The sequence below is a fragment of the Marimonas arenosa genome (genome assembly GCF_030848945.1).
Lineage (GTDB): Bacteria > Pseudomonadota > Alphaproteobacteria > Rhodobacterales > Rhodobacteraceae > Marimonas > Marimonas arenosa.
Window position 1 is genome coordinate 1,240,052 of record NZ_JANHAX010000001.1, and the last position, 24,129, is coordinate 1,264,180.

The window sequence follows — 24,129 nt, forward strand, 5'->3', positions numbered from 1 at the left end:
ATGCTGGGACTCATCAAAACCCTGAAATCCCGTGTCGCAGCCTTCCGCGACGACAGCCGCGGCAGCGTATCGGTCGAAGCGGTACTGATCTTCCCGATCGTGATGTGGTCGATGCTGGCGATGTTCGTCTTCTTCGAAGGCTACCGCCAGACCACCATCAACCAGAAGGCCGCCAACACCATCGCCGATATGTATTCGCGTGAGACGGCAAGCATCACGCCGGTCTATATCGACAACACCAAGGCGCTCTACGACCTGCTGGCCGGCATCAACGACAACACCAGGATCCGCGTCTCGGTGGTGAAATGGTCGAAGCGCCGCGACATGTACCAGGTCGAATGGTCGGAAGCCCGCGGCAGCGGCGTGTTCGAACTGAGCAACGACGACATCAACAACATGGCCTCCAACCTGCCGACCCTGCCCGATCAGGAACGGGTCGTGCTGGTCGAGACCTGGGCCACCTTCCAGCCGCTGTTCAATATCGGCATGGGCAACGTCGAGATGCAGAGCTTCGTCTTTACCCGTCTGCGGTTCGCGCCGCAGCTGCGGTTCTGCGACAACAACTGCAACGGCGCCTCCGCCTGACGCGGATTGCCCTGAACGACACGGACCCCGGCCGCCCGCGGCCGGGGTCAGCGTTTCACGGCGACCTCGTAGCCCGGCGCTTCCGGTTCGTCGTCCTTGAGTTCGGTCGGGAAGCCCGGCGCGGTGATGTCGAGCCCGGTGGCCTCTTCCAACCGCTCGATCATCCGGTCTGACTGAGCCCGGGTGCCGTAGCGGGCCTGGCCATCGCGCATCAGGTCGATCAGCAGCGGCGAGATGTCCAGCGGCACCTTGTTGCGTTCGGCGATCTCTTGAAACAGGCCGATGTCCTTGAGCACCAGATCCATGGTGAAATCGACGCAGCGCGAGCCTGAAAGTATCAGCTGACTTTCTGTTTCATGCACGAATGAATTACCCGAACTTATGCGGATCGCCTCATAGGTGGTGGTGAGGTCCATGCCGGCGGCAGCCATGGTGGTCAGCGCCTCGCACAGCATCAGCAGATGACCGGTGGCGAGGTAGTTGGTCATCACCTTCAGCACCGAGGCCGAGCCCAGCGGCCCGGTATGCAGGACGCGCCGGCCCATGACGGTCAAGAGCGGCAGGATGCGCTCGAAGGTTTCCCGGTCGCAGCCGGCGAAGATCGAGATGTTGCCGGTATCGGCGCGATGGCAGCCGCCCGAGACCGGGCAATCGACCGCCGCACCACCCCGTTCGATCACCTGTGCGCCGAGGCGTTTGACCTCGGCTTCGTCGGTGGTGGACATTTCCATCCAGATCTTGCCGGGCCCGGCAAAGGCCAGCATCTGGTCCATCACGGCGGCGCTGGCGGCGGGGCTCGGCAGGCAGGTGATGACCGCGTCGCAGGTCTGCATCATCGCGGCCGGGCTGCCGCCGGCGCGGGCGCCTTGGGCGACGAACCCCGACACCCGGTCCGGGTCGAGATCGTGCACCGCCAGGTCAATGCCGTTGCGCAGCAGGCTGCCGGCGAGTTTGCCGCCGACATTGCCCAGACCGATGAAACCGATATTCATAGAACCTCTCCTTCATTGTGCACCGATGTTCCGATTCCACGAAGACGGCAAACCGCCTGAATGCGACCCATTGAATGCCGTCTTTGCGCCGGCTAGCCTCGGCGGCATGGTCTGGCCTTCGAATGCCCCGCCCCGAAAAGACAGCGACCGTGCCGCGGGTATCGACGTGAGCGATGATTTCGCACCGTTCCGTCAGCGCAACGACATCTTCACCCGCGCCTTCTGGGACGACCGGGTGAAGAGCCCGAAAACCGAGGCATTCTTCCGCTCCTACCGGATGGAGGCCGCCCCGCGCCGCGGCGACGGCTTCACCCAGCGCGATTTCGCGCTGAGGAACGCGGCCTGGCTTGTCTCCGACATTGTCTCCGAGCGGTCGGCAGCGGCGGGCGAGCGCGAGGGGTTCCAGGCACCGATCCGGGCCGACACGCCGGTGGCGCCCGACCGGCTGGAGGTCGACGACCCGGCGCAGATGGCAGCCGAGATCAAGCGCGTGGCGCGGTTTTTCGGAGCGGATCTCTGCGGCGTCACCGCGCTGGACACCCGCTGGCACTACGCCACCCGGGTCGACGTGCGAGACTTTTCCGAGGCGCCGAACGACCTGCCGGTGGGCCTTACCTCGGTTATCGTGCTGGGCCACGAGATGGAGGAAAGCCTGGTCGCCACCTACCCTTCGGCGCTGGCCGGCGCGGCGACGGGGCGGGAATACAGCCATGAGGCGGCAATCGTCATGCAGCTTGCCGCCTATATCCGCAACCTCGGCTACGAGGCGGTGGCGTCGATGAACGACACCGGGTTGGCAATCCCCTACGCGGTGCAGGCGGGCTTGGGCGAATACGCGCGCAACCAGATGGTGATCACGCCCGGGTTCGGCCCGCGGGTGCGGTTTTCCAAGATTTTCACCTCGCTGCCGCTGGCGCACGATGCGCCCCGGCGGCCCGGGGTGGCGGAGTTCTGCAACCTCTGCACCAAATGCGCCGATGCCTGCCCGGTCAAGGCCCTGCCATACGGGCCGCCGTCGTTCGACGTGCCCAACGATTCGGCGATCCGGGGGGTGAAAAAATGGACCTCGGACGCCGAGAAATGCTTCGGCTTCTGGGCGTCGCTGGCCTCGGACTGCGCCATCTGCATGCGGGTCTGCCCGTTCAACCGAGACTTTTCAAAGCGGCGTCATCGGCTGTGGCGGCGGTTGGCACTGTCGCGGTTGCGCCGGCTGGCGCTGTGGCTTGACCGCAAACGCGGCGGGCGGATGAAGCCTGCCGACTGGTGGCGTGGCGCCTGAGCGGCCTTTTCATCTTTCCAGAAATACTCCGGGGGTCCGGGGGGCGGGGGTCCGGGAGGTCCGGGGGCAGTGCCCCCCGGCCGGTCGGACCGCGCCTCTGGCGTCGTCCGAAACCTAGTTTGCATAGCCGCCGAGGAAGCTGAAATCGGATTTCGTCCCCGCGGTGTCGCGCCCCATATTATGGCACATGATGCACGAGCTGGGCCTGTCGGTGCTGGGATCGCCATGGGCATCGAGCACCGGGTTGATCTGCAGGTAAGTCTCCATCGTGGTGTTGACCATGTAGATCGGCGCCGCGAACGGCCGCATTTTCTCGGCGTAGTAATCGCCATGATCGTTGGCCCACTGCACCCCGATCAGCTCGTACTGCGCCCAAACGCTGCCGGTCAGCGCTGCCTGGAACTGCGCGTTGACCTCGGCCCCGGTGTCGTAGAGCGCCCAGCAGCGGGTCACCTGGGTGCCGAATTTGCCGTCGTGCAGATAGGCCGCGGCATAGGGTTTTTCCTCCGCCCAGACAAACTGCTTGCCTTCGGGCGGTGCGTTAGGCGCGCAGGCCTGGCCGCCGTTGGTGCAACCGGGATTGAAAAAGGCCCAGCCGTCGCCCGCGTCGGCCGGCACCGGACAGGAGGCGACCGGCTCGCGATCGGTCAACGGCGAGTTCTCGTTTTCCTGCGACAGCGGGGCCCCGGCGGCGAGCGGCGCGTTGCGGGCGTGTTCGAACGAGGCCCAGATCCAGAACGGCGCGAATTCCTCGGGGGTCGCGACTTTCTGCATGATGTGCATGCCCACCAGCGCGGCGGTTTCCTGCAGACAGAGCGGCTGGCCCGAGGGGCTGTTGCCGGCGGGAACGACGACGTTGATCGGCTGGGTGAAGTAGTCGTCTCCCGCCTCGTCCTCGGGCAGCAGGCGCCAGGCCGTCTTGATCTCGATCGCGCCGACATCGCCAGCGGTGCCGCGCGGCAGGTTCCATTCACCGCCTTTCGCCGCGAAAGCCGCCTGCCCCGCCCTGGTGTCGAGCCCCTCGGCGCGGACATAATCGGCCCAGCGCGGATTGACCCGGATATCGTAGAGCACGAAATTCCCCGCCTGGTCGATCAGCGGCCAGGGGGTGAAGGGTTCGATGAAGCTCGACGAGGTGAGCTTGGAGGTCTGCGACACCGTCATCCGCCCGTTGTCGGGGCAGATGTCGGGCGCCACCGTCGCTCCGGGAAAGACCTGTTCGATACCGGGATAGAACTGCCAGACCCGCGGGCTCTTGGTGTCGTCGCGGATATCGCCCGCGGGCTGGCCCGACGCGTCGGCCGGCCAGTTCAGGGCCACGAAGCTCTGCCAGCCGAAATAGTCGAAATTGATCTGCTGGGCGGTGTCCGGGTTGGGATTGCGGTCGGTCGAGGGGGTGTAGCCCTGGACCCTGACCTCGAGCCCATCGAGATCGGCCGGGATCTGGGAACAGACCGTGTCGGAGCCATCGACGCAGAGGTGGTTCTGCTTGTAGTCGGCGGTTGCGGGGGTGGTGACGAGACACATCGCCAGCAGGACGCCGGCGGGCAAACGGTGGGGATACATGAATTTTCTCCAATGCGTTTAACAATGTCAAAATTATACATCCAAAGGGCGAGTCTCTCAAAGAAGAATCCGATGCGGCGCCGGCCCGATCGGTGCAATTCCGCACATCTCCCGCGCGCCCGGCCCGATGGACGGCGACGGGTCCGGGCCCTATCTCTTCTCCAACGCGATCAGGACGGAGTGACCCAGATGTCGATCAGACCCACGCTTGAAACCCGCAAGGCGGTGCCGACGATGGAAGGCGCCGGCGTGCATCTGCACCGCGCTTTCGGCTTCCAGGATCCGAGTGAGCTCGACCCGTTCCTGCTGTTCGACGATTTCCGCAACGAACGGCCCGAGGACTACCTGCGCGGTTTTCCCTGGCACCCGCATCGCGGCATCGAGACCATCACCTATGTGCTGGCCGGTGAGGTCGATCACGGCGACTCGCTTGGCAACCAGGGCACGCTCGGGGCCGGCGACGTGCAGTGGATGACCGCCGGGTCGGGCATCCTGCATCAGGAAATGCCGCGCGGTAACGCGACCGGCCAGATGCACGGCTTCCAGCTCTGGGCCAACCTGCCGTCGAGCCTGAAGATGACGGCGCCGCGCTATCAGGACGTGCAATCGAGGGACATTCCCGAGGTGATCGACGACGACGGCACACACGTGCGGGTGATCGTGGGCGAGTTCTGGGGTCGGTACGGGCCGGTGGACGGGATCGCGGCGGAACCGCAATATCTCGACATCTCGGTGCCGGCGGGGGTGAAGAAGACGTTCCGGATCGATACCTATCGCCGCGCCTTCGCCTATGTATTCGAGGGTGAAGGCGCCTTTGCCGATGCCAGCGCGCCCGCCGGCGTTCTGCTGGAGAAAGAGGTGATGGGCGAAGAAGTCAACATCCGCGACATGTCGGGCAACCGCACGCTGATCCGCTTCGGAACCGGCGACGAAGTGACGGTGCAGGCCGGCGAGGCGGGCGTGCGCTTCCTGCTGATCTCCGGCGCGCCGATCCAGGAACCGGTGGCCTGGCACGGCCCGATCGTGATGAATACCCGCGAAGAGTTGCAAAAGGCCTTCCGCGAGTTGCAGAACGGCACCTTCATCCGCCCGGCACACTGATCCCGCGTACGGCCCGCGTGCCGCTTGATCGAGGCCAAGGCAGCCTGGGGCAATTCATGGCAGTCTTTCCGTCAAAGCGGCTGGGGTGCGAGTCGCGCTGCAGTCTGGACTGAGGGGAGGATACGATCATGATCAACCGCATCGCCGGGATGGTCCGGGTGGGGCTTGGGCTGCTGGCCGCCACGACAACGGTCGCGTGGCCAGCGACCGCGGCGGACCGTGTGATGCCGGGGGACTTCCATTATCTCGGCGCCTTCCGCCTGCCGGACGCGGGCGAGCGGCCGAAAACCTTTGCCTGGGGCGGAAACGCGATGACCTTCGCACCGGCCGGCCGGCACCGGGCGCAGGCGGGGGAACTTGCCGGTTCACTGTTCGTGATGGGACATGACCGGATCGCCTATGGCGAGGTGCCGGACGGCAACCAGGTGGCCGAGATCGCCATTCCCGCGCCGGTCGCCTCGCGCCGGGTGGGCAATTTGCCGGTGGCGCGGTTCCTGCAGCCCTTTGCCGACGTGGCAGCCGGGCAGTTCGCGGGGCTCGATGAGCTGCCGCGCACCGGCATGGCCTATCTCGATACGCCCGAGACCGGGCCGAAGATCCACCTGTCCTGGGGCGCGCATTTCCAGCCCGAGCCGGACGCGCCGTCACATGCCTGGATCGCACCAGATCTCGGGCACCCGGCGTTCACCGGCAGCTGGTTCATCGGCAATCAGTCGGGTTATGCCACCAATGGTTACCTCTTTGCCCTCCCCGAAACCTGGGCAGCAGAGCATACCGGCGCGCGGCGGCTGGTTACCGGACGCTATCGCGATGGTGGCTGGTCTGGCATGGGCCCCTCGCTGTTCACCTATCGGCCCTGGCTGGACGACGCCGGGACACCGGCCCCGGATGGTGCGCATCTCGAGGCGGTGACACTGTTGAAATACCCCGGCTCGCGCGAGACCGAGTCGTTTGACCGGGCGGTGCGGGGCTATACCCATGCCGACGAGTGGGAGGGCGGCGCCTGGATCGAGACCGCGTCCGGTAAAGCGGCGGTGCTGTTTGCCGGAACGAAATCGGTGGGCGAGAAGGTCTGGTACGGCTTCGTCAACCCGGCCGGGCCGGAACAGGTCTGCGTCGCCGGAGATTTCGTCGGCCAGTTCCCGGTCTGCCGGTTGGCCGACGGCAGCGTTTGCCCGGAAGACGACCTGACCGAATGCTCTGGCCACAACGGCTATCGCGGCTGGTGGAGCAGCGGGTTTGCGGCGCAGGCGCTGCTTTACGATCCCGACGATCTGGCGGCCGTGGCGGAGGGCAGGATGGAGCCCTGGGCGCCGCAGCCCTATGCCGTGCTGGATCTGGACGAACACCTGTTTCTGAACCCGGAGGGGATCGAACCGGAAACGCTGGGCGTGGGTGTGCAGCGACGCTACCGGCTGGGCGCGGCGGCCTATGATCCGAGCGCAGGGCATTTGTTCGTGCTGGAACTTTTCGCCGACGGGGACAAGCCGGTGGTGCATGTCTGGGCGGTCGACTGAATCGAGTCCCGAGAAGGTGCCATTTCGCGTTTTGGCCGGGAGGAGCATCCGATCATCGCGCCCCGGCCCGGAACGCGGGCGAAGCGCGCCGGACCAGCGGTGGCCCGGCCCGCAGGTGAATTCGACCGACGCTCCCTTCGGGCCAATTCCGGACAGATTTCACGCCAATCCGTCCGATCCCGGCTGGTCTCAGGCCGCCACGGCCTTGCGCACCATGTCCCAGTAGAGCGTTTCGACCTCGCTCAGCGACAAGCGTCCGCCGGCGCGGTACCAGGTGTTGACGCCGGTGAGCATGGCGATGACGGCGTAAGTGGCGACACGCGGGTCGGGCACGGCGAAGTCGCCCGCGGCGACCCCGTTGCGCAAGATGGTCTCCAACTCGTCTTCGTAGGCATGGCGCAGGCGCTCGATCTCGGCAAAGTTCTCCGGCGCCAGGTTGCGCAACTCCATATAGGCGATGAACACCTCGTCGGGGCGCTCGATATGGAAGCGAATGTGGTGGCGGGTGAAGTTTTCCAGCCGCGCCATGGGATCGCGGCCGGCCCGGGCAGCCTCGGCCGCGCGGGCGGCAAGCAGGGCGTCCATGTGATCCCGCATCAACTCGAAGAGCAGGGTCTGTTTGTCGGGAGTGTAGTTGTAGAGCGCCCCGGCCTGCACGCCGACCTCTCCCGCGATCTGGCGCATCGACACGGCGGCGAAGCCGTGGCGCGCGAACAGCCGCAGCGCCGCCCGGCGGATGCGCGGGCCGGTGATATCGGAATGCGAGCCTTGAGTGCGTGCCATGGGCGGGTTTTAACTGAACGTGCGTTCATATCAAACCCCACGCTTGCGCGCACCGCCATGCTGCGGCAGGAAGAGATCATGAAACGGGCCCCATTGCTCCTCTTTGCCGTTCTTCTGACCGGTTGCGCCACCTTCCCCGAGCTCGAAGGCACGGTGCCGGCGCATATGGAACGGGCCGACTTTCCCCGGCTGGTGCCGGTCGAGCCGCTTATGGCGGGTGCCACCGACACCCAGGTCAGCCCCGAGACCGAGGCCGCTATTCTGGCCCGTGTGGCGCAGCTCCGCGCCAGGGCGGCGCGGCTGAAGGGCACGGTGGTGGACCAGGGTGCGCGGGCGCGGATGCGCGCCGGTGTGACCGGGATTGTCGAGCACTGAAACGCCGGGCCGCGGGCTGGTTTTGCCGCGTTGCATGTGGGCCGGCTCCACGATACATGGCCTCAAAGGATTTGGCACACCCGCAGGAGGCCCCCGATGAGTGAACCGCTTCGCCTTGGTATCGCAGGACTTGGCACCGTTGGCACCGGCGTGGTGAAAATCGTTCGCCAGAAGGCCAACCTGCTGGCCGCGCGCGCCGGGCGGCGGATCGAGATCACCGCCGTGTCGGCCCGCACCCGCGACAAGGACCGCGGCGTATCGCTGAAGGATTACGCCTGGGAAGACGACCCGGTGAAGCTGGCCACGCGCGACGACGTCGACGTGTTCGTTGAACTCATGGGCGGCAGCGACGGCCCAGCCAAGGCAGCGACCGAGGCGGCGATCGCCGCCGGCAAGGACGTGGTCACCGCCAACAAGGCGATGCTGGCACATCATGGCCAGGCGCTGGCAGAAGCCGCTGAGGCCGCGGGCCGCGTGATCCGCTTCGAAGCCGCCGTCGCCGGCGGCATCCCGGTGATCAAGGCGCTGACCGAGGGGCTGGCGGGCAACGAGATCACCCGGGTGATGGGGGTGATGAACGGCACCTGCAACTACATCCTGACCCGAATGCAGTCGGCCGATCTGACCTATGAGCAGGCCTTCGCCGAGGCCGACGGGCTGGGTTATCTCGAGGCCGATCCCGAACTCGATGTCGGCGGTATCGACGCCGGCCACAAGCTGTCGCTGCTCGCCGCCATCGCCTTCGGCGCGCAGGTGGATTTCGATGGCGTGGAGCTGGAGGGCATCGGCGCGGTGACCATCGACGACATTCATCAGGCCGCCGACATGGGCTATCGCATCAAGCTGCTGGGCGTGGCCCAAATGACCGGCCGCGGACTGGAGCAGCGGATGAGCCCCTGCCTGGTGCCCGACAACAGTCCGCTGGGCCAGCTCGAAGGCGGCACCAACATGGTGGTGATCGAGGGCGACGCGGTCGGCCAGATCGTGCTGCGCGGCGCCGGTGCCGGTGAAGGCCCGACCGCAAGTGCGGTGATGGGCGACGTGATCGACATCGCCCGTGGCTTAAGGCTGGCCACCTTCGGCACGCCGGCGGGCGAGCTGGCGGCGTTGAAACCGGCGAAAGGCGCGGTGCCCGCGCCCTATTACCTGCGGATGACGCTCACCGACAAGCCCGGCGCACTGGCCAAGGTCGCGGCGGTGCTGGGCGAGGCCGGAATCTCGATCGACCGGATGCGGCAATACGGCCATGAGGACACCTCGGCGCCGGTGCTGATCGTCACCCACCGCTGCCAGCGCAAGGCGCTGGACGAGGCGCTGGCGGCGATAAGCAGGCTTGACGTGCTGGAGGGCGCACCGGTGGCGCTGCGGATCGAGCGAGTCTGAGCACGGTGGACTGGAGCGCGCCGGTTGACCTTTATTGCGAGCGGATGGGACCGGGTTTCTGGGCCGAACCATGGAACGCGGTGTCGAACGCGGCTTTCCTGCTGGCCGCACTGTGGGGCTGGATCGAGGCGCGGCGGACCGGCGCGGTAGGCGGTGTGACCCTGCTGCTGATCGCACTGGCGGCGCTGATCGGCGTCGGCTCTTTCCTGTTTCACAGCTTTGCCACAGCCTGGTCGGGACTGGCCGACGTGCTGCCGATCTGGAGTTTCGTCGCGGTGGCGGTCATCGTCGGCATGGCGCGGGTTGGCGGCCTGGCGCCGGCGCGGATCGCGGTGATCGCGCTGGCGGTGGTCTTGGCGCTGGTGCTGCTGGTCGTGGCGGTGACTCTGCCGGGTGGCGACCAAGCGGCGCGCGCGCCGACCAAGCCGCCTGTGCTGAACGGGTCGCTGCAATATACCCCGGCGGTGGTCGCGCTGGTTGCCTTTTCTGCCATGGCGTGGCGCAGCGGCCATCCTTTGGCGGGCTGGATCGTCGCCGCCACGGTCACCTTCCTGCTGTCGCTGACGTTCCGCACCATCGATCTTGCGGTCTGCAACACGTTTTCGCGGGGCACGCATTTTCTCTGGCACCTGCTGAACGGGCTGATGATCGGGCTGGTGTTGCAGGTTCTGGTCCGGGCGGAACGACTTGAGCCGCGACAGCACGCAGGTCGGGTGTGAAAAAAGCTTCACTTGCCCGTTTCCGGCGCGGCCTGTAATCCGGGAAGACACAGAAGGATTTCAGAGGCAGACCAGGCCATGAGCATGACCGAATTCGACGACAGCCTTTTGTCGCTGGGCCTCGCAAGGGTAGCGGAAGAGGCGGCGCGCGCCTCGGCCGGTTGGATCGGGCGCGGCGACGAGAAATCAGCCGACCGGGCCGCCGTCAACGCGATGCGCGCGGCGCTCAACGACCTGCCGGTGCAGGGCACGGTTGTGATCGGCGAAGGCGAACGCGACGAGGCACCGATGCTGTTCATCGGCGAGGAGGTGGGCAGCGGCGATGGCCCCGAGGTCGACATCGCGCTCGACCCGCTGGAAGGCACGACGCTGACCGCCAAGGACATGCCCGGCGCGCTGACGGTAATTGCCATGGCGCCGCGCGGCGCGCTTCTGCATGCCCCGGATGTCTATATGGAGAAGCTGGCCATCGGGCCGGGCTATGCCGAGGGCGTGGTCGGCCTCGAGATGTCGCCGGCCGAGCGGGTCAAGGCGCTGGCCCGCGCCAAGGGCGTGAAGATGGCCGAGATCACCGTCTGTCTGCTGGAGCGACCGCGGCACCAGGAGATGCTGGCCGAGCTGCGCGGCACCGGCTGCGCCATCCGGCTGATCAGCGACGGCGACATCGCCGGGGTGATCCATGGCGCCGAGGTCGAGACCACCGGCATCGACATGTATATGGGCTCGGGCGGCGCGCCCGAGGGTGTGTTGGCAGCGGCCGCGCTGAAATGCATGGGCGGGCAGTTCCTGGGCCGGCTGCTGTTTCGCAACGACGACGAACGCGTCCGGGCCCGGGCGGCGGGGATCACCGATCTCGACCGGGTCTACAGCCGCGACGAACTGGTGCAGGGCGACGTTATCCTGGCCGCGACCGGGGTGACCGACGGGTCGCTGCTGGCTGGGGTGCGCTGCAACCGCAGCCATGTCGAGACCGAGACCCTTCTGCTGCGGTCGAAAACCGGCACCGTGCGCCGGATGCGTTGCCGGGCGCCGGTGGCGTGAGGTTGCCTGCGCAGGAGCGGCGACCGGCCCCCCGCACCCCCGGGATATTTGCGGCAAGATGAAGGGGCATGAGCCAGTGAGTTTCCTCGGCGTCGAGCGGTCACTGACCGGGCGGCAATGGCTGGGACCCGGGGTGGAGACCGACCGGGCGGCCGAGCGGCTGGCGCAGCAGACCGGGCTGGCGCGGGCGGTGGCGCAGGTTCTGGCGCGGCGCGGGGTCGAGGCGGCTGCGGCCGAGGGGTTCCTGGCGCCCTCGATCCGCGAGTTGCTGCCCGATCCGCGGCACCTGAAGGACATGGAGACCGCGGCGGCGCGCTTCTGTGCGGCTGTCGACGGGCGCGAGCGCATCGCGATCTTCGCCGATTACGATGTCGACGGCGGCGCGTCAGCGGCGCTCCTGCTGGACTGGCTGGGGCAAACCGGGCGGCCAGCGACGCTCTACGTGCCGGATCGGATCGACGAGGGCTATGGCCCCAACGAACCGGCAATGCGGGCGCTGGCCGAGGCGCATGACCTGATCGTCTGTGTCGATTGCGGCACGCTGAGCCACGAACCGATCGCCGCCGCTGACGGGGCGGATGTGATCGTGCTCGACCACCATCTGGGCGGCGAGACCCTGCCCGATTGTGTCGCCGTGGTGAACCCCAACCGCCAGGACGAAAGCGGCGATCTGGCGGATCTCTGCGCCGCCGGCGTGGTGTTCCTGATGCTGGTCGAGGTCAACCGGCAACGGCGCGACGCGGGGCACGGCGACGGCCCGCAACTGATGGCAATGCTCGATCTGGTGGCGTTGGCGACCGTGGCCGATGTGGCCCCGCTGGTCGGCGTCAACCGCGCCTTCGTGGTGCAGGGGCTGAAGGTGATGGCGCGACGTGAGCGACCCGGTCTTGTAGCGCTGGCAGATGTGGCGCGGATGGAGACGGCGCCGGCGCCTTATCACCTGGGCTTCCTGCTGGGGCCGCGGGTCAATGCCGGCGGGCGGATCGGCAAGGCCGATCTCGGCGCCCGGCTGCTGGCCTGCCACGATCCGCGCGAGGCCCAGGCGCTTGCCGAGCGGCTGGATCAGCTCAACACCGAGCGGCGCGAAATCGAGGAGGCGGTGCGCGCGGCGGCACTGGCCCAGGCCGAGGACCGCGGGCTAGACGCGCCCTTGGTCTGGGCCGCGGGCGAAGGCTGGCACCCGGGAGTGGTGGGCATCGTCGCCTCGCGGCTGAAGGAGGTGACGGGACGGCCGGCGGTGGTGATCGGGCTCGAAGGCGGCGAGGGCAAGGGCTCGGGCCGATCGGTTTCGGGAATCGACCTCGGAGCAGCGGTGCAGCGGCTGGCACGCGAGGGGCTGCTGCTGAAGGGCGGCGGGCACAAGATGGCCGCCGGTCTGACGGTGGCACGTGACCGGCTGGAGCCGGCAATGACCCGATTGTCGGACCTGCTGGCCAAGCAGGGGGCGGGCGATCTCGGGCCACGGGCGCTGCGGCTAGACGGCGTGCTGATGCCCGGCGCGGCCAGCGTCGAGATGATCGAGGCCCTGGAGGCGGCCGGCCCCTATGGCGCCGGGGCCCCTGCCCCGCGTTTCGCCTTTCCCGACTGCCAGGTGCTGTTCACCCGGCGGGTCGGCGACGCCCACCTGAAAGTGTCGGTCGGCGACGGGCTGGGGGCCAGGCTCGAAGGAATCGCCTTCGGTGCCTATGACAACGGGCTGGGACAGGCGCTGGAGGCGCATGGCGGGCAACGCTTTCACGTCGCCGGGCGGTTAGAGCTCAACCACTGGCGGGGCCGGGTCACACCGCAGCTTCGGCTCGAGGACGCCGCACCGGCCGGGTCTTGACGACGGGGAGAAAATTCTTGCCCGAAGGCGCAATTTCCGCTTGCGCGGGTCGGCCTGTTTTTCTAGAAGACGCCTCACGGCTGGGTCATGCCCCGTTCGTCTATCGGTTAGGACGCCAGGTTTTCAACCTGGAAAGAGGGGTTCGATTCCCCTACGGGGTACCACCAATTCACCGACATTCACCGGACATCGGTCAGCGCTTAGCCGCCTGAGGTGGGTTTGTGTGGTGGCATTGACCTTGAAATGCATGGCAAGCACTGCCGTGTAACTCCTTGAAATCCCGTCATCGACTTGCCCTGGCCGAAGTTGGCAGACGGCTGAGTTCGGCTATAAGCCGCAGGCTTCAAGCCTTTGATTTAGAAAATATTTCCGGCTTTGCGGACGGGTTTCGGGGACTCTCTGATGGCCGCGAAGGCCTTGGGGTGGGGGTTTGCCCGTTGCGATGTGGGTACGATCTGACGGGAAAATTCCTGCGTCACACGCCTGAACCGGGTTCGGGGCGCGGTCCCTGCCAGACGTCCAGACTTGGTCGGGAAAGTTATCCACAAACCACTTTCCGGATCGGGCACCGTTTTTGTGAGCAACCCGGAAAGGATGTCTGAGTATGACAAAGGAAAAGCGCCGATCTGTGGATTACATGCCAAAAAAACTGCATTTCCACAATTGTTCCGATGCGGTCGCGGTGGTTTTCCCGACGTTTTCATCTGGATAACCTTGTGGATAATGCACCTGGAGCGCCAGATTCGGTCGCCCGTTTCCTTTGGCTGGCAGCCCCTCGGGGGCTGTCCGGTTTCGGCCGGCACGAGAACTCCGGGGGGATCTGGGCCAGGCAGGGCGATGGTGCCGTATCCCCAGTTTGAGAAACGGATTGATCGCCGAGGTTTGCGCGACAAACAATTGCTCTCACTTCAAGTTTCGACTTATCCCCAGGACTTTTCCACAGGCCTCGACAGCCTGCGGCGTGTAAGGACTTTGCCCGCGCGAAAACGAGGGATCGGCGCGATGGATATGGACAGTCCAGCCCCGGCGCGGCAGGGTCGGGCCGAAACTCCATTCGCAAAAGGACAGGCCATGCATCCACTTCTGACCAAGGCCCAGATCGACGCTTTTCAGCGTGACGGCGTCGCCCTCGTGCGTGGGCTTTTTGCCGACCATGTCGAAACCCTGCGCGAGGGCGTGGACCGCAACATGGAAGCGCCCGGCCCTTATGCGTCGGAGAACGAGAAGGCTGGCGAGACGGGGCGGTTCTTCGATGACTACTGCAACTGGCAACGAATCCCCGAGTTCGAGCAGGTGATCCGCGACAGCGCCGCAGCCGAGGTGGCGGCCGACCTGATGGGATCGGAGACGGTGCAGCTGTTCCACGATCACGTGCTGGTCAAGGAGCCGGGCACCTCGCTGGCCACGCCCTGGCATACGGACGGACCCTATTATTTCGTCGAGGGCAAGCAGACGATCAGCTTCTGGTCGCCGCTTGACCCGGTGTCCGAGGCGACGCTCCGGATGGTGCCGGGCTCGCACAACTGGGAAAAGCCGGTTCTGCCGATGCGCTGGGTCAAGGAGGAGGCCTATTTCCCCAATATCGAGGATTACATGCCCGTCCCCGACCCCGAGGCGGACGGCATGGAGATCCTGGAATGGGACATGCAACCGGGTGACGCGGTCGCCTTCAACTATGACATCCTGCACGGGGCGCGCGGCAACACATCCGAAACACGGCGGCGGGCGTTCTCGCTGCGGCTGGTGGGTGACGATGCGCGCTATGTCGAGCGACCGGGGCGAACCTCGCCGCCCTTCCCCGATCACGGCATGGTGGCGGGGCAGCGGCTGCGCGAGGACTGGTTCCCGGTGATCTATCGGCGTTGAGGCAACGGCCCGGCGGACAACACTCTGCGAAGAGCCCTGGCAAGGATTTCCAGAAACTCTTGGGCGCTCAGATCTGCCGTTTCAAAAGCTGCACGGCGTAATAGCTGGACACGATCTCGTCCTTCTGGTTGAGGATCTCGTAGAAGATCGTGGTGCGGCCACGGTCGGCACGCGAACTCGAGGGTTCGGATGCCGTGACCGTCATCCGCACACGGATGCTGTCGCCGGGACGGACGGGCAACTTCCAGCGCACCTCGTCGAGACCGGGCGAGCCCATCGAGGCCTCGGTCCAGACGCCGGAGCCGAGGATCAGATCAAAGGCCACGATCAGGGTCTGGAAGCCGCTGGCGATGATGCCGCCGTAGATCGAGGCGGCGGCCGCTTCGGGGTCGGTGTGGAAGGGCTGCGGGTCGTATTTCCGTGCAAACTCGATGATCTCGTGTTCGGTGAACGTCGCACTTGCGGTTTCATGGCTGAACCCCACCGGCAGATCATCGAAATACATGCAGCCCTCCCTTGCCAAAGCCCGTGTCTGTGACCGACTATGCCCATGGTTTGAGGCCGGCACCAATTATCCGTTGCGTCACATTTCGGGGATTGGTAAAGAAATTTTACCACATTGGGAGCCACTCCATGCCCGTCATCACCGAAATCGAAGACCTCAAGCGCCTTTACAAGCGCCGGGTGCCAAAAATGTTCTATGACTACTGCGAAAGCGGCAGTTGGACCGAACAGACCTTCCGCGAGAACAGCTCGGACTTCGACAAGCTCTATTTCCGCCAGCGCGTGGCGGTCGACATGACCGGTCGCTCGACTGCGGGGCAGATGATCGGGGAGGACGTGACGATGCCAGTGGCGCTGGCGCCGGTGGGATCGACCGGCATGCAGCATGCCGACGGCGAGATCAAGGCGGCGCGCGCGGCCGAGAAGTTCGGTGTGCCGTTCACGCTTTCGACCATGTCGATCAACTCGATCGAGGACGTAGCCGAGGCGACGACCAAGCCGTTCTGGTTCCAACTCTACACCATGCGGGATACCGACTTCACCTCGCGCCTGATCGAACGGGCGAAGGCGGCGAACTGCTCGGCGCTGGTGATCACGCTCGACCTGCAGATCCTCGGCCAGCGCCACAAGGATCTCAAGAACGGGCTCAGCGCCCCGCCCAAGATCTCGCCGCGCCTGCTGTGGGACCTGGCGACAAAATGGCGTTGGGATCTCGGCATGGCCGGCGCCAAGCGGCGGCATTTCGGAAATATCGTCGGCCATGTCCAGGGGGTCAGCGATCTGGCCGATCTGGGCGCCTGGACGGCCGAGCAGTTCGACCCGACGCTCGACTGGGAAAAGGTGGCGAAGCTGAAAGAACAATGGGGCGGCAAGGTGATCCTGAAAGGCATCATCGACCCGGAAGATGCCAGGATGGCGCTGAAGGTCGGCGCCGATGCGATCGTGGTCAGCAATCACGGCGGGCGACAGCTGGACGGTGCCTTGTCGTCGATCCGCGCCCTGCCGGGCATCATGGACGTGGTCGGCGATCAGGTCGAGGTGCATCTCGACAGCGGCATCCGGTCGGGCCAGGACGTGATTAAGGCGCTCGCGCTGGGGGCCAAGGGCACCTATATCGGCCGCGCCTTCATCTATGGTCTGGGCGCGATGGGCGAGGACGGTGTGACCAAGGCGCTGGAGGTCATTCAGCGCGAGATGGACCTTTCGATGGCGTTCTGCGGCATCAAGACCACCGACCAGATCAACCGCGACATCATGCTGGTGCCGGAAGGCTTCGAGGGCCGCTGGCAATAAGCCATGCTGGTCTTCTTCCGGGAAAATCTGGCCCTGCTGGCGGTGCCGAAAACCGGTACCACCGCGTATGAAATGGCGCTGAAACGGCGCGCGGACATCATCTTCGCGGGGCGGCGCAAACATGCCAACGCCTCGTTCTTTCACCGCAAGCTGGGGCCGTTCCTGAAAAGCGCTTACGGGCTGACGCCGGAGCGCATGGCGGTGATCCGCCAACCCATCGACCACATGCGCAGCTGGTACCGCTATCGGGCCCGCGACGAGATCCGGGGCAAGCCGGCGTCGACCGCGGCGATGACGTTTGACGACTTCATCGAAGCGGCCTTGCTGAAAGAGCCGCCGGAATGCGCCAAGGTGGGCAGCCAGGAAGGTTTCCTGATCATGCGCCGCGGCCAGGTGCCGGTGCATCACCTTTTCGCCTATGACGCTCAGCCTCTGATCCGCGGCTTTCTCGAAGAGCGGTTCAAGCGCAAACTGGAGCTCAAGCAATACAACGTCTCGCCCAACATCGAGGCACCGCTCGACCCGGAGGTCGAGGCCAGGTTCCGCGCCGCCCGGGAAAAGGAATTCGCCCTTTACGACCGGGTGAAAGCGGCCGGCGGACATCTGCGGCAGTTGCTCGAGGATTGAGTCGCCAAAGCCCTTGCCAAGCCCTCCGATTCCGGCTATGCGCCACGCTTCACGCGGGCATACAGCCTTGGAGGATGCCCGCCTCATCTTAGGAGAAAAAACATGGCAGGTAAGATCCCGGATCTTCACGCCGAGGTACGGACGGGGACAGGCAAGGGCGCCGCTCGTCAAGCACGCCGCGATGGCATGGTACCCGGCATCGTTTACGGTGGCGAAGCCGACCCGCTTCCCATCAAAATCCCCTTCAACGTGCTGTTCAAGAAGCTGAAAGACGGACGGTTCGTGTCGACGCTGTGGAACCTGAAGGTCGACGGCGAGGACGACGTGCGCGTGATCTGCCGGAACGTGCAGCGCGACGTGGTCAAGGATCTGCCCACCCATATCGACCTGCTGCGGCTCAAGCGCACCTCGCGTCTCAACATCTTCATCCACGTTGATTTCCAGAATGAAGAAGAAGCCCCCGGCATCAAGAAGGGCGGCGTTCTGACCATTGTGCGCCCCGAGGTGGAGCTGAGCGTGATCGCCGGCGATATCCCCGAACAGGTTGTGGTCGACCTGACCGGCCTGGAAGTGGGCGATATCGTTCACCTGTCGGACATCCCGCTGCCCGAAGGCGCGCGCCCGACCGTCGACCGCGACATCGTCATCGCCAACATCTCGGCCCCGTCGAGCCTGCGCGCGGAAGAAGAGGAAGAAGGCGAAGAGGTGGCCGCAGACGAAGTGGAAACCGTGGCCGAATCCGAGGCCGAGGCCGAAACCGAGGAATAACCCCCTCTGTATCGCTGCAAATCGAGGCGCGGCTCCGGGATCGGAGCCGCGTTTTTCGTCGGTCCTCATTGATCTGCAGGCGCCGCCCGCGTAAATCAGGCGCAACATCGCTCGCAAAGGCGTACACATGCAGCTTTTTGTCGGCCTCGGAAACCCCGGCGCGAAATACGCGAGGAATCGCCACAATATCGGCTTCCTGGCGGTCGACCGGATTGCCGAAGACCACGGGTTTCCCCCGTGGCGATCGAAATTCCAGGGCGTGATCACCGAGGGGCGGCTGGGAACCGAGAAGGTGCTCTTGCTGAAACCCGAAACCTTCATGAACCTTTCGGGTCAGTCAGTGGGCGAGGCGATGCGGTTCTACAAGCTCACCCCTGAGGACGTGGTGGTGTTCCATGACGAACTTGACCTGGCGCCCGGCAAGGTTCGGGTGAAACAGGGCGGCGGCCATGCCGGCCATAACGGGCTGCGCTCGATCCACGGCCATATCGGGGCGGAATACACGCGTGTCCGGCTGGGTATCGGACATCCAGGTCACAGGGACCGGGTGTCGGCCTACGTGCTGAGCGATTTCGCCAAGGCCGAGCAGGACTGGCTCGACGACGTGCTGCGCGGCGTCTCGGACGGGGCCACCGACCTGGCGGCGGGCGACAGCGGGCGGTTCATGAACGCAGTGGCGCTCAGGGTGAACCCGCCGCGGTCGTCGGGCGCTGCGAAAACCGCGCCGGCGTCGCAGCCGCCGGAACCGGCCGCGACACCCGTCGAGCCGGACACCGCGCCGGACGCGCGCTCGCCGTTGCAGAAGCTGGTCGACAAATTCCGCTAACCTTGGTGGCGGCTTTCCCGTGACTGGCCGGGACTTCACTTCATGGCCTCTGGACACGCTGAAACGGCTGAGTTGCCAAGATAGGCGGTCGCGTGCTTGACTGCCGGCAACGGGGTTTTGTTCGGGGCGCGGGATGCGGACGATTGGCAGATGGCTGGGGCGGCTTATGCTGCTGGTGGTGGTTGTGGGCGTGGTGTTCTGGACCTGGAAACGCGACGAGATCACCCGCGTGATGGCCGTCAACTCTCTGTTTTCAAAAGAAAAAATTGTTCGCAACTTCAGCAACATGAACAGCATGTTCCACACCCTGCCGATGCGCCGCGGACCGGGGCCCGTCAGCCCACTGCCGAAAACCACGACAATGGTGCCGCCCGAAGGGTTCGACCGCTGGCTGCAGGATCGCGCCGTAACCGCGCTGATCGTGATGAAGGACGGTGCGATCCGGCATGAGAGCTATCACCTCGGCACCGGCCCGGAAGACCGGCGGATTTCCTGGTCGGTGGCGAAGAGTTTTCTCTCGGCGCTTTTCGGCATCGTGCTGGACGAAGGCGCGATCGCCTCGCTGGACGACCCGGTCACGAAATATGCCCCCGGCCTGGCCGGGTCGGCCTATGACAAGGCGAGCATCCGCAACGTGTTGCAGATGTCGAGCGGTATCACCTTCAACGAAGACTATCTGGATTTCTGGAGCGATATCAACAGAATGGGCCGGGTAATCGCGCTCGGCGCCTCGATGGACGGCTTCACCGAGGCGCTGACCGAATCCCAAAGCCGGCCGGGCGAGGCCTGGCAGTATGTCTCGATCGACACCCACGTGATCGGCATGGTGATCCGGGGCGCCACCGGGCGGCGCATCCCCGAGCTGATGCAGGACAAGCTGATCGATTTCATGGGGTTCGAGGCGGATCCCTATTTCGTTGCTGACGGCTACGAGACCGCCTTCGTGCTGGGCGGGCTGAACCTGACCACCCGCGACTATGCCCGCTTCGGTCAGATGGTGCTGCAGGGCGGCGTCTGGCAAGGGCGGCAGGTGGTGCCCGCGGACTGGCTGGAAGTCTCGACCACTCCCTCGGCCCGGACCCCGGCCGAGGCGGAACAATACGGCTATCAATGGTGGATGCCGAAAGACGCGCGCAACGGCGAGGTCTATGCCCGTGGAATTTATGGCCAGTACATTTATGTCGACCGTGCCCATGGCGTGGTGATCGCCGCCAACGGGGCCGACAGAAGGTTTCGCGATCCGGGCGCGCATGACAGCAATATCGCGATGTTCCGCAAGCTGACGGAGGCGGTGCAATGAAAGCTGAGCCCGAAAAACCCGTGAACGTGCTGGGCGGAGTGTTGGCGCCGTGCTCGCGCGAGCCGCTGACCGGGTATTTCCGTGACGGGTTTTGCAACACCTGCGACACCGATTTCGGCAGCCACACGGTGTGCTGCATCATGACCGCCGAGTTCCTGGCCTACGAGAAATACGTTGGTAACGACCTCACCACGCCGCGGCCGGAATGGGGGTTTCCCGGCTTGAGGCCAGGCGATCAGTGGTGCGTCTGCGCAGGGCGGTTCCTGCAGGCAGCGGATGAAGGCTGCGGGCCGCAAGTGCGGCTGGCGGCTACACACGCACGGGCGCTCGAGGTGGTGCCGATGGACGTGCTGCAGGCGCATGCGGTCGAATAAGGTCTGCGCCGGGCGTGGGCTTTTCCGGCCCATGCCCGGAACAGCCGCGAAGCGGCCCGGGCAGCGCCATGTCGGACGCGGCTGAGCCATAAATCGAAGACCACAGATCCGGCAACGCCCATCCGCGGTCGGGCAATGCCCTCTGACCCGCATTACAAACACCGCAGTTGATTTCACCCAACCCCGCCACAAATGAACCGGCCCGGGAGTTTCCCCCCGGGCCGGTTCTTTTTCAGTCCCGCAGTTTCACCAGATCGGTCAGCAGGCCTTCGGTACCGTTGTGCACGGTCAGCCGTTCGACCTTGCCGGCGATGGCCTCCAGAGCTTCCAGCTCTTTCAGCCGCAGCATCACCGGGTTCTCGGCCATCACCTTGGCGGTGTTCAGAAGCGAACGGGTCGCGTTCGTTTCTTCCCGGCGCCGGATGACATTGGCCTCGGCCGCTTTCTCAGCCGCGACCACCGAGGTCAGGATCTCGCGCATCTCGCCGGGCAGGATCACGTCCTTGAGCGCGATCTCTCCCACCTCGATGCCGATCCCGGCCATCTCGGCACGGACCTTCTCGGCGGCCTCGACGTCGACCGTGACCTTGTCCGCCAGCAGCCGGTCGAGCGTCAGCGCCCCCAGCGTCTTGCGGAAGGCCAGGGCCAGCGACCGGTGCAGGGCTTCTTCGAAGTCCTTCACCGCCGTGGTGGCCTTGACCGGATCGGTGACCCGAAAGCTCGCCGTCAGGTTGACACGGATGGTCACGCGGTCCTTGGTCAGTATCTCGTGGCCGGTCACCTCATGGGTGCGGTGACGCAGGTCAACCCGCTTGACCGCCACGTGGCGGCCGAGCTTCCAGAACCCGTGGGTCCCGGGCGACAGTTCCGCCAGCCGCACCCCGTCGACGCTCAGAAGGCCGACATGGCCCTCCTCGACCTCGACGGTGTTGAAGCCAGCGGTCAGCCCGACCCGCACCAGCCGGCGCATCAGCGCGGGCGGCACGGTCAGCCGCTCGTCCACGGCGTGGCGCTCGGCCTCCCACGGGCCCGCGTCAATCCAGACGACCGCCCGGGTTTCGGGCAGAAGCACCTCGTGCGGGCGGTCGTCGCGGTGCAGGATCACGACCTCGCCGGGCGCGGCCCGTACTTCCGTCAGATGCGACTCGGCCAGCTCCGGACGGGTCCGGAACAGCGCCCGTTCATAGGGCGACACGAAACGGAGACGGTTCAGATCGTGGACCTCGCGCACGACATTACGCCGCTTGATCCGGTGCTCGCCGGGGCCGAGGATCGCGTCGATCCGCCCGTCGCGCAGCACCAGCATACGCTCGGTTTCCATGATGGTGACGCGGGCATGCCCGGTCAGCCGGTCGATCAGTCGATGTACGATATGTACCATGTTTCGTCTCCTTTTCGTCTCGTCCTATCGTCGTCGCAATGTGCGATCTCCTTTTGGTTTCAGTTGGTTGCACCCGGATGGGTGACAGGTGTGATGCCCCGCTGCCAGGGCGTTGGAAAGGCGCCGGGGCCGCCCCGCGCCATGACCGTGCGCGGGAGAGCGGCGAGAGGGGCCGCAGAGGATCGGCGCGTGGGGGGCGTGTTGGCACACACCGCCACGGGACGAAGCCCGGCGGAACCGTCATCCCCTGCTCCGGCACAGGGCCAGAGCAGCGGCGGGACCGTTGCCGTTTGCCCCCCGCAGGGCGCGCCCGGCGTCAGAGCCACCCCTGCTGGGGCAACCCCGGAACCCGATTTGTGGACCGCTTTCGCGGACCGGCTTAAAAGGCCGGTGCTCTTTCGAGCGTTTGATTGAATGACGGGACTCGAACCCGCACGTCCTCTTCAGGACACATCGTCCTAAACGATGCGCGTCAACCATTTCGCCACATTCAGTAGTGCTAGGGAGGGATTCGAACCCCCAACCAACAGATTCTAAGTCTGCTGCTCTACCCTTGAGCTACAAAGCCTTGTCCAACCATCGCATCGCGGCCCTGGCATACGGGATCGGCAGCGCCGCCCGCACCGGGGGAGTGTGCACCTCCGCCCGCTAGGGTCCGGTCCGCTCGGGCCGGGAGCGCTGGATAGTCCGGCGCGATGGATTCGCTCAACCGGGCGCGATGTTAGCGGAAACAAGCGTGATGCGCCCGCAACAATATTTCACATCTGCGCAACTTTAGAGACGGAAACGGCACTGTTTCGGCCAGGTTGCCCGGTTCCTGTCTGTCCTCGCTTTCAGGAAATTTCAAAATCCGTCCGGCCGGTCAGCCAGTTGCACGGGGGCGTGGCGGGTTTGTCTGCTGCGGCAGGAGACCGTCACCCATCAGATCCTCGATGAACAGGCTCAGAAGTTGCGGCCGTCCCGACACGCCGGCCTTGCGGTAAATCGCGTTGGTCTGGGCCTTGACGGTTCCTTCCGAGGTGCCGCGCAGCGCAGCGATATCAGCGACCGACAGGCCCTTGATCGAAAACAGCGCCACGTCGCGCTCGGCCGGGGTCAGGCTCCAGTCGTCGAAATGTTCTTCCAGAAGTTCCATGAACGCGCCTGAGGCGGCACGCAGTTGCTGTTCGGCGCGATGGGTTCGGGCCCAGGTGCGACGGAAGGCCACCCAACCCAGCACCACGCCGAGGATGAGGCCCAAGGCCGCGCCGATTTCAAGAAACTCGCGGGTCTGCCAACTGATCGGATGCGCCCGGATGCCCAGCACGGAGAGCACGATATCGGACACGAAGAAAACCGCGCAGACCGCCTGGATGATAACGATTGTGATGACGAGGCTAGTATTGGGCACGGATCACTCCCTTCTCGCGCCCGCCCCGAAGACGCCGATCAATCGTCACCACTGTCCCCTTCGCCTTCGCCTTCTCCTTCTCCTTCGCCCTCGCCTTCGCCGTCTCCTTCTCCTTCGCCGTCCCCTTCGCCTTCGCCGTCCCCTTCGCCTTCGCTGTCCCCTTCGCCTTGGCTGTCACTCTCACCGGCCCCGTCGCTCGAATCGTCCCCGTCGCCTTCGGCCGCCTCGCCCGTGCTGTCCTCCGCCTCGTCCTCGCTGTCCGGCGACTTGGCGACAGCGCCGGTATCCCGCGCCGGACCGAGGATGGTTGGTTGCTTGCGGTCTTTCGTCAGATTTTTTGCGTAATCGCGCAGAATTTCCCCGGTGCGTGGGTTGACGATGATTTCGCGCTTGCTGCCTTTGCCTGTGGCTTCGAAACGGACACGACCGAGGAAGGTACGCGAAATCACGATATGCGTGTAGCCCTGGTCCTTGAGTTGAGCCACAATGGAATTGGTCAGTTGGTCGGCCGACGCCGGCAGGGCCGTCCCCAGGGCAACGGCCAGACACACCATCAGGAATTTGAGCCTATTCAACATCGCTCTCCAACTGCACAGAACCCGGCCCGGAGTCCGGGCCGGGTGGTTTCGCCAGT

The 24,129-nt window shown here is 65.5% G+C and carries 23 protein-coding genes and 3 tRNA genes; 17 read left to right on the forward strand and 9 right to left on the reverse strand.

The window, feature by feature from the left end; translation table 11 throughout:
* Positions 1-585 carry a TadE/TadG family type IV pilus assembly protein gene (locus tag NO357_RS06015; protein ID WP_306734702.1) on the forward strand — a complete coding sequence of 195 codons (585 nt, stop codon included), beginning with the start codon at positions 1-3 and terminating at the stop codon, positions 583-585.
* Positions 586-632: 47 nt separating this feature from the next.
* Here the strand turns inward: NO357_RS06015 and NO357_RS06020 are convergent, their stop codons facing one another.
* Positions 633-1,577, reverse strand: coding sequence for an NAD(P)-dependent oxidoreductase (locus tag NO357_RS06020; protein WP_306734703.1), 945 nt, complete (start codon positions 1,575-1,577; stop codon positions 633-635).
* A gap of 106 nt (positions 1,578-1,683) precedes the next feature.
* On the opposite strand from NO357_RS06020, the gene NO357_RS06025 reads away from it, so the two are divergent.
* The gene (locus tag NO357_RS06025) at positions 1,684-2,856 is read left to right on the forward strand and encodes a 4Fe-4S double cluster binding domain-containing protein (protein ID WP_306734776.1); all 1,173 of its coding nucleotides are present in this window, start codon (positions 1,684-1,686) and stop codon (positions 2,854-2,856) included.
* A gap of 114 nt (positions 2,857-2,970) precedes the next feature.
* On the opposite strand, the gene NO357_RS06030 is transcribed toward NO357_RS06025, so the two are convergent.
* The gene (locus NO357_RS06030; protein WP_306734704.1) at positions 2,971-4,422 is read right to left on the reverse strand and encodes a hypothetical protein; all 1,452 of its coding nucleotides are present in this window, start codon (positions 4,420-4,422) and stop codon (positions 2,971-2,973) included.
* 189 nt (positions 4,423-4,611) lie between these two features.
* Between NO357_RS06030 and NO357_RS06035 the strand changes: the two genes are divergently transcribed.
* Entirely contained in the window at positions 4,612-5,523 is a 912-nt protein-coding gene (locus NO357_RS06035; RefSeq protein ID WP_306734705.1) for a pirin family protein, read from the forward strand.
* A 128-nt stretch (positions 5,524-5,651) separates the two neighbouring features.
* Positions 5,652-7,040 carry a hypothetical protein gene (locus tag NO357_RS06040; RefSeq protein ID WP_306734706.1) on the forward strand — a complete coding sequence of 463 codons (1,389 nt, stop codon included), beginning with the start codon at positions 5,652-5,654 and terminating at the stop codon, positions 7,038-7,040.
* Positions 7,041-7,229: 189 nt separating this feature from the next.
* Here NO357_RS06040 and NO357_RS06045 read toward each other — a convergent pair whose 3' ends face one another.
* Complete coding sequence (locus NO357_RS06045; protein WP_306734707.1) at positions 7,230-7,823, reverse strand: TetR/AcrR family transcriptional regulator; 594 nt, start codon at positions 7,821-7,823, stop codon at positions 7,230-7,232.
* A gap of 78 nt (positions 7,824-7,901) precedes the next feature.
* Here NO357_RS06045 and NO357_RS06050 point away from each other — a divergent pair, with 78 nt between their 5' ends.
* The 7 genes from NO357_RS06050 to NO357_RS06080 all read left to right on the forward strand — a co-directional run bounded on the left by NO357_RS06050 (position 7,902) and on the right by NO357_RS06080 (position 15,032).
* The gene (locus NO357_RS06050; protein WP_306734708.1) at positions 7,902-8,198 is read left to right on the forward strand and encodes a hypothetical protein; all 297 of its coding nucleotides are present in this window, start codon (positions 7,902-7,904) and stop codon (positions 8,196-8,198) included.
* 96 nt (positions 8,199-8,294) lie between these two features.
* The gene (locus NO357_RS06055; protein ID WP_306734709.1) at positions 8,295-9,581 is read left to right on the forward strand and encodes a homoserine dehydrogenase; all 1,287 of its coding nucleotides are present in this window, start codon (positions 8,295-8,297) and stop codon (positions 9,579-9,581) included.
* A gap of 5 nt (positions 9,582-9,586) precedes the next feature.
* Complete coding sequence (locus NO357_RS06060) at positions 9,587-10,300, forward strand: ceramidase domain-containing protein (protein WP_306734710.1); 714 nt, start codon at positions 9,587-9,589, stop codon at positions 10,298-10,300.
* A 78-nt stretch (positions 10,301-10,378) separates the two neighbouring features.
* Positions 10,379-11,341, forward strand: a complete 963-nt coding sequence (gene glpX, locus NO357_RS06065; RefSeq protein WP_306734711.1) for a class II fructose-bisphosphatase — start codon at positions 10,379-10,381, stop codon at positions 11,339-11,341.
* Between the two features lie 76 nt (positions 11,342-11,417).
* Entirely contained in the window at positions 11,418-13,166 is a 1,749-nt protein-coding gene (gene recJ, locus NO357_RS06070) for a single-stranded-DNA-specific exonuclease RecJ (RefSeq protein ID WP_306734777.1), read from the forward strand.
* A gap of 89 nt (positions 13,167-13,255) precedes the next feature.
* Positions 13,256-13,330: transfer RNA gene (locus NO357_RS06075), tRNA-Glu, on the forward strand.
* A gap of 907 nt (positions 13,331-14,237) precedes the next feature.
* Positions 14,238-15,032 carry a phytanoyl-CoA dioxygenase family protein gene (locus NO357_RS06080; protein WP_306734712.1) on the forward strand — a complete coding sequence of 265 codons (795 nt, stop codon included), beginning with the start codon at positions 14,238-14,240 and terminating at the stop codon, positions 15,030-15,032.
* Positions 15,033-15,099: 67 nt separating this feature from the next.
* Here the strand turns inward: NO357_RS06080 and NO357_RS06085 are convergent, their stop codons facing one another.
* On the reverse strand, positions 15,100-15,537 hold the full coding sequence (locus tag NO357_RS06085) for a MaoC family dehydratase (protein WP_306734713.1): 438 nt from the start codon (positions 15,535-15,537) through the stop codon (positions 15,100-15,102).
* Between the two features lie 128 nt (positions 15,538-15,665).
* Between NO357_RS06085 and NO357_RS06090 the strand changes: the two genes are divergently transcribed.
* The 6 genes from NO357_RS06090 (at position 15,666) to NO357_RS06115 (ending at position 20,724) form a co-directional block, all read left to right on the forward strand.
* Positions 15,666-16,829, forward strand: a complete 1,164-nt coding sequence (locus NO357_RS06090) for an alpha-hydroxy acid oxidase (RefSeq protein ID WP_306734714.1) — start codon at positions 15,666-15,668, stop codon at positions 16,827-16,829.
* Positions 16,830-16,832: 3 nt separating this feature from the next.
* Positions 16,833-17,456, forward strand: a complete 624-nt coding sequence (locus tag NO357_RS06095; RefSeq protein WP_306734715.1) for a hypothetical protein — start codon at positions 16,833-16,835, stop codon at positions 17,454-17,456.
* 102 nt (positions 17,457-17,558) lie between these two features.
* The gene (locus tag NO357_RS06100) at positions 17,559-18,224 is read left to right on the forward strand and encodes a 50S ribosomal protein L25/general stress protein Ctc (RefSeq protein WP_306734716.1); all 666 of its coding nucleotides are present in this window, start codon (positions 17,559-17,561) and stop codon (positions 18,222-18,224) included.
* Positions 18,225-18,351: 127 nt separating this feature from the next.
* Positions 18,352-19,050, forward strand: coding sequence for an aminoacyl-tRNA hydrolase (gene pth / locus NO357_RS06105; protein ID WP_306734718.1), 699 nt, complete (start codon positions 18,352-18,354; stop codon positions 19,048-19,050).
* Positions 19,051-19,183: 133 nt separating this feature from the next.
* A complete protein-coding gene (locus tag NO357_RS06110; protein ID WP_306734719.1) occupies positions 19,184-20,350 on the forward strand; it encodes a serine hydrolase domain-containing protein in 1,167 nt (388 codons plus the stop codon).
* Entirely contained in the window at positions 20,347-20,724 is a 378-nt protein-coding gene (locus NO357_RS06115) for a DUF2237 family protein (protein WP_306734720.1), read from the forward strand. Before NO357_RS06110 ends, NO357_RS06115 begins: the two co-directional genes overlap by 4 nt.
* Before the next feature lie 232 nt (positions 20,725-20,956).
* Here the strand turns inward: NO357_RS06115 and NO357_RS06120 are convergent, their stop codons facing one another.
* From NO357_RS06120 to NO357_RS06140, 5 genes are all read right to left on the reverse strand, one after another.
* Entirely contained in the window at positions 20,957-22,105 is a 1,149-nt protein-coding gene (locus NO357_RS06120) for a slipin family protein (protein ID WP_306734721.1), read from the reverse strand.
* Positions 22,106-22,514: 409 nt separating this feature from the next.
* Positions 22,515-22,599 (reverse strand) — tRNA-Leu (locus NO357_RS06125).
* 1 nt (position 22,600) lies between these two features.
* A tRNA-Leu gene (locus NO357_RS06130) sits at positions 22,601-22,673 on the reverse strand.
* A gap of 294 nt (positions 22,674-22,967) precedes the next feature.
* Positions 22,968-23,495, reverse strand: a complete 528-nt coding sequence (locus NO357_RS06135) for a helix-turn-helix transcriptional regulator (protein WP_306734722.1) — start codon at positions 23,493-23,495, stop codon at positions 22,968-22,970.
* Between the two features lie 38 nt (positions 23,496-23,533).
* The gene (locus NO357_RS06140; RefSeq protein ID WP_306734723.1) at positions 23,534-24,070 is read right to left on the reverse strand and encodes a hypothetical protein; all 537 of its coding nucleotides are present in this window, start codon (positions 24,068-24,070) and stop codon (positions 23,534-23,536) included.
* Positions 24,071-24,129: the final 59 nt, after the last annotated feature.

Coding starts and splice junctions, on each gene's coding strand:
- NO357_RS06015 (WP_306734702.1), top strand. CDS start 1: ATGCTGGGACTCATCAAAACCCTGAAATCCCGTGTCGCAGCCTTCCGC.
- NO357_RS06020 (WP_306734703.1), bottom strand. CDS start 1,577: ATGAATATCGGTTTCATCGGTCTGGGCAATGTCGGCGGCAAACTCGCC.
- NO357_RS06025 (WP_306734776.1), top strand. CDS start 1,684: ATGGTCTGGCCTTCGAATGCCCCGCCCCGAAAAGACAGCGACCGTGCC.
- NO357_RS06030 (WP_306734704.1), bottom strand. CDS start 4,422: ATGTATCCCCACCGTTTGCCCGCCGGCGTCCTGCTGGCGATGTGTCTC.
- NO357_RS06035 (WP_306734705.1), top strand. CDS start 4,612: ATGTCGATCAGACCCACGCTTGAAACCCGCAAGGCGGTGCCGACGATG.
- NO357_RS06040 (WP_306734706.1), top strand. CDS start 5,652: ATGATCAACCGCATCGCCGGGATGGTCCGGGTGGGGCTTGGGCTGCTG.
- NO357_RS06045 (WP_306734707.1), bottom strand. CDS start 7,823: ATGGCACGCACTCAAGGCTCGCATTCCGATATCACCGGCCCGCGCATC.
- NO357_RS06050 (WP_306734708.1), top strand. CDS start 7,902: ATGAAACGGGCCCCATTGCTCCTCTTTGCCGTTCTTCTGACCGGTTGC.
- NO357_RS06055 (WP_306734709.1), top strand. CDS start 8,295: ATGAGTGAACCGCTTCGCCTTGGTATCGCAGGACTTGGCACCGTTGGC.
- glpX (WP_306734711.1), top strand. CDS start 10,379: ATGAGCATGACCGAATTCGACGACAGCCTTTTGTCGCTGGGCCTCGCA.
- NO357_RS06080 (WP_306734712.1), top strand. CDS start 14,238: ATGCATCCACTTCTGACCAAGGCCCAGATCGACGCTTTTCAGCGTGAC.
- NO357_RS06085 (WP_306734713.1), bottom strand. CDS start 15,537: ATGTATTTCGATGATCTGCCGGTGGGGTTCAGCCATGAAACCGCAAGT.
- NO357_RS06090 (WP_306734714.1), top strand. CDS start 15,666: ATGCCCGTCATCACCGAAATCGAAGACCTCAAGCGCCTTTACAAGCGC.
- NO357_RS06095 (WP_306734715.1), top strand. CDS start 16,833: ATGCTGGTCTTCTTCCGGGAAAATCTGGCCCTGCTGGCGGTGCCGAAA.
- NO357_RS06100 (WP_306734716.1), top strand. CDS start 17,559: ATGGCAGGTAAGATCCCGGATCTTCACGCCGAGGTACGGACGGGGACA.
- pth (WP_306734718.1), top strand. CDS start 18,352: ATGCAGCTTTTTGTCGGCCTCGGAAACCCCGGCGCGAAATACGCGAGG.
- NO357_RS06110 (WP_306734719.1), top strand. CDS start 19,184: ATGCGGACGATTGGCAGATGGCTGGGGCGGCTTATGCTGCTGGTGGTG.
- NO357_RS06115 (WP_306734720.1), top strand. CDS start 20,347: ATGAAAGCTGAGCCCGAAAAACCCGTGAACGTGCTGGGCGGAGTGTTG.
- NO357_RS06120 (WP_306734721.1), bottom strand. CDS start 22,105: ATGGTACATATCGTACATCGACTGATCGACCGGCTGACCGGGCATGCC.